We start from the raw sequence: 13,644 nt of genomic DNA, 5'->3' as shown, positions 1-13,644 counted from the left end.
TATAGCTTATAAAACCGTTACTTAAGAATCCATTAGATTCCAAATATAAGCTCCTATCCTAACTATAATTCCTACTTTTTATTTTATCAATGAATGTTTGACTCAAATTTTATAAAAAATGGTTAATAAATGTTCTTATCAAACATTTTTTCAAGTATCTTCAGGAAACTGGCCGTAGCAAATAATTCAGCAAGCGCTTTTTGATAAATTTCTCTTATAACGAGAATACTTACATGTCAAGTTGATTGGTAACAATAGCTATTTATACAAATAATAAGGACTACAAAACTTTTCAAACTTAGCAATATCGGTGGCACATTTTTGGAAATAGCCATCTAAATTACCAGTTAGTATGTCTTCCCGTAATTGTTTCGTTCCTGCGAGTAAATCAAAGAAATAACGTTTTTGGTCAGTCGAGATAAATTCAAAATCATCTGGATAAAGTTCTGCAATATTGGCTAACAGTGTAACCCCTACTTTTACTGGTTCAATTTTTTCTCGGTCGGAAACATGAAGCTGAACACCTTCACAGCGAACCCCATTGTGTTTTTGGTAAGTTGGTTGGAAGGATATCGGTCGAGCAATGACACCCGCTAACCGATTTTCATTAAATCTTTTTGCTAACGTAAATCCATCAACATAAGGAGCACCAATATATTCAAACGGTCTTGTCGTACCACGCCCCTCTGATAAATTCGTTCCTTCGACAAGACAAGTACCTGGATATAAAATGCACATGTCCATTCCCGTTGTATTAGGAGATGGCGGAACCCAAAATAAACTTGTTTCATCATAATACATCGAGCGCGACCAACCTTCCATTTGTACCACTGTTAACTCACAATTGATGTGAAATTCATGTTTATAAATATGTGCAAGTTCCCCTACTGTTAGTCCATGGCGATTGGGGATTGGATACAGACCGACAAATGAGCGAATGCCATCATCTAATAAGTTTCCTTCCTTTTTCTCACCAGATACAGGATTCGGCCTGTCCAACACGACAAACTCTTTCTGGTGTTCTTTGCAAGCTTCCATAACATATGCCATCGTATAAATAAAGGTATAGTAGCGAGCACCGATATCTTGTAAATCAAACACTAGCACATCGACAGGCTCTAACATTTCTGCCGTCGGTTTCCTCGTTTCACCATACAAACTATATACTGGTAATCCTGTACGTTCATCGACGGAAAAACCAACTTTTTCTCCTTCTTTTGCATCGCCGCGAATACCATGTTCTGGTGCATAGAGGGCAGTTAAATGAATTTCTGGATGTTCATAAAAAATATCAATGATAGGAACAAGTTTCTGATTGACACCAGTTAAATTAGTGATTAACCCTATTCTTTTTCCTTTGTACTTTTCTATATATTTTTCTAAAAAAATATCAAAACCAAGTTTCATAATATCCCTACTTTCATCCATCATTTGATAAAATTTTTGTCTGACAACGTTTAACCCAAATACAATTTTCAAGGGGTTACCTTTTTTCACTACAAATTAGTAAGCAAACGATAATTAGCACTGCCGTCTGCGACCTTGATTGTTCCAAAACCTATCAATCTACTCGCATACAACCACAATTATTCCCCTCATTACCAAGCAATCTTCCCCATCACAACTGGATTTTTAGCGCCTGTAGTAACTGGCAAATTATTTGTCTTTCGATTCATGCATTGATAGCCTAGTAATGCAAATATGATTGCTTCCTTCGCATCACTATTTAAACCTGCTTCATCAGTGGAATGTACTTTTACAAAATTGGGCAAATAGTTTTGAATAGTTTTTAGTAAATAGAGGTTTCTTACACCCCCTCCACTAATCAAAACTTCTTTAATATCATGGGACTGTATAAATCTATTTATTTCATTCGCTATCGTAATTGCCGTTAAATGAGTAATAGTGCAAATCCGATCATAAAAAGCGATTCCTCGTTCTTCCGCTTCCTCCCACCACTGTTTAGCAAGTTCTTTCCCGAATTCTTCTCGACCGGTACTTTTCGGGTATTTTTTTGCAAAATAGCGATGATTTAGGAGAGATAGGAACCAATCTTTGTTCAAGTTTCCTTGGGAAGCTAATTGACCGTCTTTATCATAAGTTGAATGACCGTTTGTTATCCAATTGGCAAACAAGTCCATTAGCATATTACCTGGACCAGTATCATACGCAATTACTTGAGCCTCATGACAATTAGGAGCTAGTACGGTAATATTAGCAATTCCTCCAATATTGACAGCAACCCGACCTATCTCTTCATCTCGTAACAAAAAGTAATCTGCATATGGCACTAGTGGAGCACCTTGTCCACCCGCAGCCATATCACGGGTTCGAAAATCACCTACAACTGGAACCCCAGTTCTTTCAGCGATAACGGCAATATCACCTATTTGTAACGTAGATTTAATAGGACGCTTGCCAATGTATATTTCTTCTGGCTGATGGAAAACGGTTTGCCCATGGGAACTAATTAAGTCAATTTCCTTTAACGGTATTCTTGCTGCTTTCGTTGCGTCTATTACTGCTTCTGCAAATATTTCACCAAGTAACATATTCATAACGGACAAGTCTCTTGTCATCGATACATTTGGATCACTTATTTCCATTAACCTATTTCGAATATCCGTGGAATATGGATAAGAGAAAAAATCTATTAGCTCCACTATATTTTCTCTTTCTTCATTAATGGAAACAATTGCTACATCGACACCGTCCAAAGAAGTACCTGACATAAGTCCGATTACTTTCCATTCGCGTTTTTCCATTTCATTTTTCCTCCAAGTAACATACAACTTAGGAAATTTTACTTATTTATTCATAAGCAAATTTGCTTTCATAATTCACAAAAGTTTTCTGGGCACCCCACATTAATATATAGGCATTCCCACTTCCGCCAAAAAAGAATAAAAGTCCTGGAATATACATGTACGTTACAGAATTTAACAAACCTAATACAATAAATAAAAATATCGTTAAAATCGGGTGAACAATCCCGATAACAAATGGCCATTTAATATAATCTGTATTCTTTAACGCAAAGTGGACATAAATTGGAAAAAAATACATTAAAATGATGAGATACAAAATAAAAAGCGCAATGATACTATAACTTGCCAATACGTATTGGAGACTTGCTTGTCCACGTAAAATCATAAACTGGATCGATAGTAGATAGCCGATAATTGCTAATACAAAACCGATTAAGTTAATCTGAATAAACTCTTTTTTATACGTCTGCCAAAAAACTTGAAAAATATTAATGTCATCGTGTTTTAAGACCCATTTTCTAACGACCGCAAACATTGCAGCCGTTGCTGGAAAAATTCCAAACAAAATCAAACCTAGTAAAGTAAACGCTACCCATAAAAAGTTCAAATAAGCGAACCGTAACAGCCACACAGAAAATTGATAATACCCATTAATAAACCCTTTCATTATTCACACTCCCAACGGCGTGTTTCTTCTTGCTATATCAGTATTACTAAATTGTCTATTTTTAAAGCAAGAATTACTCTTTTACCGAACCGATTAACACACCTTTAACAAAGAACCGTTGTAAAAATGGATAGACGATTAATAATGGTAAGGCAGAAACAATAATAACTGCATATTTAATCAATGAAGCAGTTTTAATTTGATCAACGAAAGATTGGGCTGTCGCTGCTCCGCCTCCAAAGCCTTCTATCCCAGTTTCATTTAAAACGAGAATCTGTCTTAATATCAGTTGTAGTGGGTATTTGTTTTGATCCGATAAATAAATTAATGCATTAAAATATTGATTCCATAAACCGACTGCTTGGAACAATGCCATAACTGCGATAATTGGCATCGATAGCGGTAAAACAATTTTCCAAAAAATATAGAAATCCGATGCTCCGTCTATTTCTGCTGCTTCTACTAATTGGTCGGGTATATTTTGTTCAAAAAAGGAGCGCGCTACTAGAATTGACCAAGCACCAACAACTCCAGGAATGACAATTGCCCACATCGTATCTAACATATTTAATGATTTTACTACTAAATAAGTCGGAATTAAGCCACCGCTAAACATCATCGTAAAAAGAATAATCCATAGAAAAAATTTCCTTGCTAGCAATTCTTTTCTCGATAGTGCATAAGCACAAGGTAAAAGTACAACAAGATGCAACAGTGTTCCAACTAATGTATAAATAATTGTATTTTTATAACCAATCCAAATCGCATCATTTTGAAAAACTCGCCTAAAACCATCTAATGATACATCAACAGGCCATAACCACATTTGTCCTGTGTTCACTGCGTCAGGGTCACTAATGGACGCACTAATGACGAAGATTAATGGATACACAATGATAATGGTTACGATCGTTACAAGTATTTTATTTGCTATGTCAAAAGATTTATCAGAAACAGTTTTTTTTGCCAATTGAACTCCCCCCTTACCACAAACTATTATCCGTTACTTTTCTTGCAATATAATTCGCAGTAATAAGTAATGTAATATTTATGATTGAATCAAATAGACCAACGGCAGCTGCAAAACTATATTGCCCTTCTAAAATACCTGTTTCATAAACAAAAGTTTGGATAATATCAGATGTTTCCGAGTTTAAATCATTTTGTAGTAGTAGTACTTTTTCAAAACCAACAGACATAAAGCTACCAATGTTTAAAATAAATAAAACAACGATTGTTGGAAATATTGCCGGTAAATTAACGTGAATAATTCTTTGAAACCGGCTAGCCCCGTCTACTTTCGCCGCTTCATGCAACTCCGGATTAACACCAGCTAAGGCAGCTAAATAAATAATCGTCCCCCAACCTAATGATTGCCATTGCCCAGACCAAACGTAAATGTGTCGAAACCAATTAGGACTTGTTAAGAAGTTAATCGTTTCCCCACCTAAAGCAGAGATGACATGATTGACTAAACCAGTAATTGGATCTAAAAATGCTACTAACATACCAACGACAACAACTACAGAGATAAAATGAGGCGCATAGGTTAATGTTTGCGTCCATTTTTTAAAGGCGCCATTTTTTAATTCGTTTAGTGAAAGAGCAAAAATGATTGGCAATGGGAATAAAGCTAAATTATAAGCACTTAATATTAAGGTGTTTTTTAATAATCTCCAAAAGTAATAGGAATTAAAAAACCGCTCGAAATGTTCCAAACCTACCCACGGGCTTCCCCAAATACCTAAGTTCGCATAAAATTCTTTAAAGGCAATTTGTACCCCGTACATCGGAATATAATGGAAGATAATAAAATAGGATAAAGCAGGGATTAAAAATACGTATAATTGCCAATGCTTAATAAAACGTTTTTTTGTATGATGGAATTTTTTCGGTTTCGCAATGTCTATTCGTATTGCATGATTATTATCACTCATGGAATAACCTCCAATCGAGAGAGTATATTATTGGGGATAATTTCCCTTTTTAAGTAAAGTTAAAAAGGGAATAAATTTGTTAAGACGATAGTATAATTATATAGGGGAGAAAGACTCTCCCCCGGCATTTTAATTTTTACGATAGCGATCATATGCGGCTTGTTGAATTTTTACATATTCATCTAAGCCCATTTTTTCTACTGTACTTACATATTTATCCCATTCGGAAAAGGATGTTTCACCAGAAATAAATTTCGCTGTCATTTCTGATACATATTTCGAAATATCTGCACCTGTAGAAGAAAGAAACTTATTTTCTTCTTCCGTATAAGTGAATCCAGGCCAAATTTCCTCTGAAACAAATGGTTCTATTTTTTTCGCAGCTTCTAGTGATGCTGGTGCACTTTCTGAACCTTGGAAGTACTCTTCTTTAATAATTCCTTGAATACCGCCTAACCATGTTAAATATTTCGCAATTTCTTGCTCCATCGTTAAGCCTTCTTTACTATTCATAATTTTATCTGTATAAACGTATTTTCCATCTTCTGTCTTTTCGTAAGTGTCACCTTCTATACCCATGTAGTAAAGTCTTGCACCTTCATCACTAAAGAAGTAATCCATCCATCTTACAGTTGCTGCTGGATTAGGGTTATTTTTCGTAATGATAAAGTTACCAATACTACTTACAGCAGGTGATACTTTAGAAAATTCTTGATACCCTTTCGGACCTTTTAATGCAGATAGGCTATCATATTTCTCACCAATATCTTTACCGAATAATTGAACAGGATCATAAAATACGGTACTTGCATATTTTCCTTGGGAAGCATTTGCAAGATATTGTCCCCAGTCAATCGAGAAGATGTTTTGCTCAATTAAACCTTCACTATATAGTTTATGAGTGTATTCAAGCATTTCTTTGTAATCGTCAGAAATTGTATAAAACCTAATCTTTTCTGGGTTTTCTGGATCGACATCGATATTCGCATTACGCACACCACGGTTAGCTACACCAAAGGCACCTTGAATCCAACCTGTAAATTCTCCAATGCTTGTCCCACCGTATGGAACGACATCTTTTCCACCTTTTTCTTTTACCGCTTTTAAAAACTGATAAAATTCTTCTGTCGTTTCAGGTGCTTTCATATTTAATCTATCAAGCCATGTTTGATCAATCCACGGTCTAGACGCTAACCGTACTGATAAGAAATCTGGTGATACAATCGATGGCAAAGAATAAATATTTCCATCTGGGAATGTTACCGCTTTTCTTATTTCTGGATTTTCATCCATTAACTTTTTCAAGTTCGGTGCATATTTATCAATTAAATCATTTAATTTGATAAACGTACCTTGTTTTCCGTATTTATATATATCTAGAGGTGGGAAGGCAGCTAAGAAGAATACATCTGGAAGGCTGCCACCTGCTAGGGCAAGATTTCGTTTTTCAGCTAATGAATCAGTTTGGACTTGTTCCCATTCCACATTCACATTTGTCATTTCTTTATACTTATTCCAAATTAAAATATCATTCCAGTCAGAGTTAATATTTTGGGCAGATTTACCTGTGAAAAATTTCAATGTTATCGGTTCTTTTACTATTGGGAAAGCTTCCTCATTTAAATTTTCTAATGCTTTCTTATCGACTTTTCCTTCATTTTCCTTTGAAGCATCGTTTCCTCCACATGCAGTTAACAATAATGTAAATGAAAGGACTAGTGCTAAAATTATTTTTTGTGGTTTCATGTTTAACCCTCCTCATTTTGAATACTTAACCGTAACAGTTCATATTGTTTTCTTTCTAATTTTGTGTATAGTCACCTCCCTTTTGGGAATACTCTTTTTCGATAGGAAAATATGAAAAGGATTACATTTTATAATATATTCAACCTAAAATATTTTTTTAGGGAATATAAATACGTTTGTTTATTTTATACAATTAAATTATATAACAATTTCCATTTAGATAAAATAAAAAATTAACAATTTATTGTTTAATTTGTAAAAAAATTTTACCTATACTACAGCCATTTTTGCACCATCATTCGAAACATGTTCCTTTTTTATGATTATTTTTTTCTATAATCCGTTTATCATTCAGTCAAATCGATATTAATTGCTTTTCGAACATTACCGTTTGCTTTTTTTACTAATAACTGTGCCTTTTCGTGAGAGACATTCGCCATTATCATGACAATTGCTAGTTTTACTTTTTGTTCCGTAATTTTTAATGTTTCGGTAGCAATATCATACGAACAACCGGTAATTTCCATAACAATCCGCTTCGCCCGTTCCATTAGCTTGCTATTGCTCGGATGTAAATCAACCATTAAATTTTTATAAACTTTACCGAGTTTTACCATGACGCCGGTAGAAATCATATTTAATACCATCTTTTGTGCAGTGGCAGCCTTTAATCGGGTTGAGCCTGTTAATATTTCAGGACCTACCACAACTTCAATGCTTTGATCAGCTAGTTTGCTTATTTCAGAATCTTTGTTGCACGAAATGGAAATCGTCTTTGCCCCCATACATTTTGCAAAGTCTAAAGCCCCCATGACATATGGTGTTCTGCCACTTGCAGTAATTCCGACAACCACATCATTTGCTTGAAGGTTTCTTTGCTGCAGATCTACTTTACCACCCTCATAATCATCCTCAGCACCTTCAATCGCTCTAAACATCGCACGCTCCCCACCAGCCATAATACCTTGCACTAACTCTGGGTCAGTAAAAAAAGTTGGCGGACATTCAGCAGCATCTAATACACCTAACCGACCACTTGTCCCTGCACCGATATAAATTAGTCTTCCCCCATTTTTTAAGTTGTTATAAGCAATTTCAATAGCATTTGCGATTTCTGGTAAAACTTTATTCACTGCAGCTGGAACAGAGTAATCTTCTTGATTCATATTTTTCACTAATTCAAGTGTTGTCATTTGATCAAGATTTTCGTACTGCGGATTCATTTTTTCGGTTGTTAGTTTGGAAAGATTCACTTCCATCTCCGTCACCTAACTTTCTTTTTCTCTATTTATTTTTAACCTTCCCCATATTTATGATTATTAAATTTTTTCATTCATTACATTAGCGGGAATTCAATATTTTATTATAAAAGGAATTTCAAACATGTTTCTCTATAAGTAGTATAAAATATTAATAACTATATTTCAATCTGTTTATTTACAAAATGAAATTTTATTTTATACATTCATTTAAAAAGATCTCCGTAAAGTTGTTTATTATTTGAAATTTTATTTCAGAGTAATTATTATTAGAGTGAAACACATAATTTTTTTCATTTGGATGTGATGACTGATGCTGAGTAACGAGATTAAACAAAAACTAATCACGATTGTCGGGAAAGAAAATGTCGAAGATTCACAAGCTGTTAGATTAGTATACTCCTATGATGCAACACCTCAATTTCAAGCAATGCCAGACTGTGTCATTTCACCAAGAAATACTAAGGAAGTTTCGGAAATTTTAAAATTATGTAATGAGAATCGCATTCCTATTGTGCCCCGTGGTTCTGGTACAAACCTTTCTGGCGGCACTTGTCCAACGAACGGAGGAATCGTACTACTTTTTAAGCATATGAATCAAATAGTACAATTAGACGAAGAAAATTTAACAATTACTGTTCAGCCGGGTGTTATTACAGGACAGCTAATTCAATTTGTCGAAGAAAAAGGGTTATTTTATCCTCCTGATCCTAGCTCTATGAAAATATCAACGATTGGTGGTAATATAAACGAAAATTCTGGAGGCTTAAGGGGCTTAAAATATGGAGTGACGAAAGATTATGTGATTGGATTAGAAATAGTGCTCGCTAATGGGGATATTCTTCACACTGGAGGCAAACTAGCGAAGGATGTTGCGGGGTATGATTTGACTAAATTAATTGTAGGCTCTGAAGGAACTTTAGCGGTTGTAACAGAAGCAACATTAAAATTAATTCCCAAACCGAAAACGAAGAAAACATTACTTGCTTTATATCAAAATATCGATGCAGCTGCCCGCTCCGTTTCGAAAATTATTGCCAAAAAGATTATTCCTGCTACGTTGGAATTTATTGATCAGCCAACATTAAAAGCAGTCGAGGACTTTGCGAAAATTGGCTTGCCAACCAATGTGGAAGCCGTTTTATTCATCGAACAGGATGGCGAAGAAAGCCAAGTCGACAAAGATATGCAATCAATTGAGGAAATTTGTCTATTAGAAGGGGCGGTATCAGTCCAAAAGGCAAAATCAGTAGAAGAAGCAGAAAATTTGAGTTCCGCTAGACGGGCGGCATTATCGGCACTTGCCAGATTACGTCCAACAACCATTTTAGAAGATGCAACAGTACCCCGTTCTGAAGTGGCCAATATGGTTAAAGCAATTAATGAAATAGCGAAAAAGTACGATGTAACAATTTGCACTTTTGGCCATGCAGGTGATGGGAATTTGCATCCAACTTGTACGACCGATATTCGAAATCAAGAGGAAATGGAACGAGTAGAACGGGCATTTGCCGAAATATTCGAGGCAGCAATTCAATTAGGTGGGACAATCACTGGTGAACATGGAGTAGGACAAATGAAAGCCCCTTATTTAGAGTGGCAATTAGGGGCTGAAGGTGTTGCTATAATGCGGTCCATTAAGCAAGCCTTTGACCCACACAATATATTAAACCCAGGAAAAATATTTGCAAAAAACACGAGAAAACGGCTCGTCGTTTCCCGTTAATCTTTCATTTAAAAGAAAGCGGTGACAAAAGTGGCTATCGAGATAACTTCAGCAATTCAAGCGGATTTTAAAGAAAAATTAAGTGAGGATGAATTATTAAATTGTATGCGATGTGGTTTTTGTTTGCCTTCCTGTCCAACATATATTGAAACTGGAATGGAACTATATTCTCCCCGAGGACGAATTGCTTTAATGAAGGCTGTGTCGGACGGAATGATAGATGCGTATGACGAAGTAGAAGATTCCTTAAACGTTTGTCTTGGTTGCCGTGCTTGTGAACCAGTTTGCCCTGCTGGAGTCAATTACGGGCATTTACTTGAAGACGCACGAGAAATCTTTCAAACACATAAACAACAATCTTTTAAAGAAAAAGCCATTCGTAAACTAATATTAGATGGTCTTTTTCCAAATCAAGAACGAATGCAGACGGTTGCTAGTCTAGCGCATTATTATCAAAAATCTGGATTACAAAAAGCGTTACGGAAGATTGGATTTTTAAAGCTATTTCCAGAAACAATGGCAGAAATGGAAAATATTTTACCAAAAGTACCTGCAAAAAAAAGGATGAAATCGAGAGAAAGGCACTTTGCAGCTACTGGTCAGAAAAAGGCTACTGTCGCATTTTTCACAGGCTGTTTAATGGATACACTGTTTCTAGAAACGAACGAAAAAACGATTCAACTTTTGCAATTAGCTGGCTGTGATGTCGTCCTTCCTGAAGAACAAGGATGTTGCGGTGCCTTGCATGCCCATAGTGGTGAAAAAGAAAAATCGAAACGGTTGGCGATACGAAATATTGAGACATTTGAAGCGTTTGATGTTGATTATATTATCGTTAATGCGGGTGGTTGTGGCGGATTTTTAATAGATTACGATAATTTGTTTAAAGATAATCTGATAATGTATGAACGTGCTAAAAAATTCGTTGCTAAACTAAAGGATGTTACGGAAGTTTTAGTAACGTTACAATTTCATAAAACACAAAAACTTCGATTGAAGGAGCAAATCGTCACTTATCAAGACTCATGTCATTTGCGAAATGTTATGGGGGTTTGGCGTGAACCACGAGAGCTATTAATGGCAATAGAAGGGGCAACATATATAGAACTACCTAACGCTGACAGCTGCTGTGGTTCTGCTGGCATTTATAATATTCTTCAACCAGAAATGGCTAATTCCATTTTAGAAAGAAAAATGAAAAAGGTAAAGCAAACAAATCCCCATACAATTGTGACAACAAACCCCGGCTGTTTAATGCAAATGAAGTTGGGAGTAGATAAGGAACAGTTAAGTGATCAAGTTAGAGTTGTGCATATAGTGGATTTATTGGCTGAGGCGGTCGTGTAATAATTTCATAGCGGTTTCCTAAGGACAACTATTAGATCCTCTGTTAATTGTCCTTATGTAGTTTTTTTCGTAAAGACCTTCCATTATTGTAGTAAAAAGGGCGACGAAGTCAAATTAGACTTGCCGCCCTTTTCATTTTACTTATTCTAACGGAAAGCCAGGAATAATATTTCCCCTTCTTACATTGCCTCCGACAGGATATTTTAATGTTTGTGCATATTTCACACGACTAACACAGCCACGAACGGTGCCTAAAGCTTTATAATAGTCGAAATAACGGAATGAGCTCGAATTCATAATGAACCAATATTGAGATAACGCCTCTAAATAGGTATCAAACTCTTCGGAAACATCTACAAAAATATCAGGAACATAACCTTCCATATCTTCCCAATTTTCACTGTGCAAAATTCCAAAATAATGTGGGGCAAGTCCATCTAAATCAAACCCTGGCAAGCCAGCTTTCATTTGTACCGCTTCCATAATTCTTGGACAAAGAGCGTGATCTGGGTGCATACTGTTAATCCAATGCGTAATTACTAAATTTGGTTTTAATTGACGAACAAGTTTCGCTACCCTTGTAACAATTTCATCATTCAATGTTAATTCCGCATCATTATAATCTAATGTAATACTCTCTGCCCCTAAAATTTTAGCCGCCTTTTCAGCTTCTGCCATTTTTTGCTTTCGGTAATCTTCAATTGAAATATGTGGTGGATTCCCTTTTTCACCTGCTGTTAAATGTAAAAAGGTCACTTTATGTCCCGCTTTTGCATATTTGTACGCAATGGCCCCTGCTTGAATTTCACCATCACCACAATGAGCACCAACAATCATAATATGTTTTTTATTTGTCATCGAAAATCACTCCTGTCATTATTAGTAGATTTCATCACAACTATTTTTTCATTTAGTTCCTTATAATAAGCTAGCTCGAATCAAATTATGGAGTTTCGGTCTAATACTTAATATTTCCTGTTTATTTTCTATATGAACACGGTTAGTCAAGAAGATAACGTGTAAGTTAATTTCTGGATCGAACCATATACTTGTACCAGTATATCCTGTATGACCGAATGCTTTTGGTGAGAATAGGTCTCCACATGGTGCATATTGTGGCCCTTTTAATTGCCAGCCAAGTCCACGATATTCGTTTGTATCAAAATACGTAAAATTATTTTTTGCCAATTGTAATACAGATTTGGACAAGATTCGTTTTCCAAAATATACACCATCATTTTCAATCATGGCAGCAAATTTTTCCAAATCTGCTAACGTAGCGAAGAGACCAGCATGACCACTAACTCCCCCCATCGCTTCTGCATTATCATCATGAACGGTTCCCGCTTTAAATTTATTGGTGAAGCGACTTTTCTCTGTTACAGCAAAGCGCTCTTTAGCAAAAGGTAAATTAAATCCTGTTTCCAACATTTCAAGTGGTTGGAAAATGTTATTTTGAACAAATTTTTCAAATTTCATGCCTGAAATGACTTCTATCACTTTAGAAAGTAAAATAAAACCTAAATCACTATAGATTACTTTTTCTCCTATTTTTTCGACAGGAGTTTCTTCATATATTTTTGCTAGTACTTCTTCTCGCGATTGACAGTCTAAATAGTATGGACGATGTGCTGTTAAACCGCTCGTATGGGTTAGGAGATGACGAATTTTAATTTCTTCCTTCCCATTTTTCGCAAACTCTGATAGATAGCGACTAACAGGGTCATGTAGCATTAATTCTCCTTCATCAATAAGCTTTAAGACGGCTGGATTTGTTGCTACTACTTTCGTTAATGATGCTAGATCAAATACAGTATCTATTGTCATTGGCTGTATTTTCGGTTCCAGCGACCGATAACCGATAGCTGCATGTAACAATGTTTCACCTTGATAAGAGATATGAATAGCAGCACCAGGCAGATTTTTTTGCTCCACTTGCCTTTTAATGTACTCGACTACCTTTTCCATATATTCACTTCCTTATAACTAGCATACAATAATAGACAAAGTTGTTTACGCTTACTTTAATGTCTAATATTGAAATTTATTCATCGATTGAAAAATAATGAATGGACTTTTTACACTTCCTATTATACTACTAGCCATTACATTTTAAAACATAAAATCATATATTGGATTATAATTTTGATTGTTTATTTTAAAAACAATGGACATTTAGCTACCCTATAAAGAT

At 35.4% G+C, this 13,644-nt stretch carries 11 protein-coding genes; 2 read left to right on the top strand and 9 right to left on the bottom strand.

The genetic code is table 11. From position 1 onward, the window contains the following. Window positions 1–258 precede the first annotated feature (258 nt). From BN1242_RS08030 to murQ, 7 genes are all read right to left on the bottom strand, one after another. A complete protein-coding gene (locus BN1242_RS08030; protein ID WP_238985113.1) occupies window positions 259–1,479 on the bottom strand; it encodes an exo-beta-N-acetylmuramidase NamZ family protein in 1,221 nt (406 codons plus the stop codon). A 119-nt stretch (window positions 1,480–1,598) separates the two neighbouring features. Further along, window positions 1,599–2,765 carry an anhydro-N-acetylmuramic acid kinase gene (locus BN1242_RS08025; protein WP_062353994.1) on the bottom strand — a complete coding sequence of 389 codons (1,167 nt, stop codon included), beginning with the start codon at window positions 2,763–2,765 and terminating at the stop codon, window positions 1,599–1,601. A 46-nt stretch (window positions 2,766–2,811) separates the two neighbouring features. Further along, a complete protein-coding gene (locus BN1242_RS08020) occupies window positions 2,812–3,435 on the bottom strand; it encodes a YesL family protein (RefSeq protein ID WP_062353991.1) in 624 nt (207 codons plus the stop codon). A gap of 73 nt (window positions 3,436–3,508) precedes the next feature. Further along, complete coding sequence (locus BN1242_RS08015; RefSeq protein ID WP_062353988.1) at window positions 3,509–4,405, bottom strand: carbohydrate ABC transporter permease; 897 nt, start codon at window positions 4,403–4,405, stop codon at window positions 3,509–3,511. A gap of 13 nt (window positions 4,406–4,418) precedes the next feature. Next, the gene (locus tag BN1242_RS08010; protein WP_077216151.1) at window positions 4,419–5,372 is read right to left on the bottom strand and encodes an ABC transporter permease; all 954 of its coding nucleotides are present in this window, start codon (window positions 5,370–5,372) and stop codon (window positions 4,419–4,421) included. A gap of 129 nt (window positions 5,373–5,501) precedes the next feature. Next, on the bottom strand, window positions 5,502–7,118 hold the full coding sequence (locus BN1242_RS08005) for an extracellular solute-binding protein (protein ID WP_062353985.1): 1,617 nt from the start codon (window positions 7,116–7,118) through the stop codon (window positions 5,502–5,504). Between the two features lie 347 nt (window positions 7,119–7,465). Next, complete coding sequence (murQ, locus tag BN1242_RS08000; RefSeq protein ID WP_062353982.1) at window positions 7,466–8,377, bottom strand: N-acetylmuramic acid 6-phosphate etherase; 912 nt, start codon at window positions 8,375–8,377, stop codon at window positions 7,466–7,468. Between the two features lie 313 nt (window positions 8,378–8,690). Here murQ and glcD point away from each other — a divergent pair, with 313 nt between their 5' ends. Both glcD and BN1242_RS07990 read left to right on the top strand, forming a co-directional pair. Continuing rightward, window positions 8,691–10,103 carry a glycolate oxidase subunit GlcD gene (glcD, locus tag BN1242_RS07995; RefSeq protein WP_062353979.1) on the top strand — a complete coding sequence of 471 codons (1,413 nt, stop codon included), beginning with the start codon at window positions 8,691–8,693 and terminating at the stop codon, window positions 10,101–10,103. Between the two features lie 30 nt (window positions 10,104–10,133). After that, window positions 10,134–11,450, top strand: coding sequence for a (Fe-S)-binding protein (locus BN1242_RS07990; protein WP_062353976.1), 1,317 nt, complete (start codon window positions 10,134–10,136; stop codon window positions 11,448–11,450). Window positions 11,451–11,591: 141 nt separating this feature from the next. Here the strand turns inward: BN1242_RS07990 and BN1242_RS07985 are convergent, their stop codons facing one another. Together BN1242_RS07985 and BN1242_RS07980 are read right to left on the bottom strand one after the other, a co-directional pair. Then, window positions 11,592–12,308, bottom strand: coding sequence for a PIG-L deacetylase family protein (locus BN1242_RS07985; RefSeq protein ID WP_062353973.1), 717 nt, complete (start codon window positions 12,306–12,308; stop codon window positions 11,592–11,594). Window positions 12,309–12,368: 60 nt separating this feature from the next. Beyond that, window positions 12,369–13,418: a serine hydrolase domain-containing protein gene (locus BN1242_RS07980; RefSeq protein ID WP_062353969.1), complete on the bottom strand. Its 1,050-nt coding sequence runs from the start codon at window positions 13,416–13,418 to the stop codon at window positions 12,369–12,371. Window positions 13,419–13,644 lie beyond the last annotated feature (226 nt).

The organism is Bacillus kwashiorkori (genome assembly GCF_001375515.1).
Lineage (GTDB): Bacteria > Bacillota > Bacilli > Bacillales > Caldibacillaceae > Bacillus_BK > Bacillus_BK kwashiorkori.
Note: the sequence above shows the minus strand (reverse complement) of the source record. Positions and strands in the feature narration are given on the sequence as shown.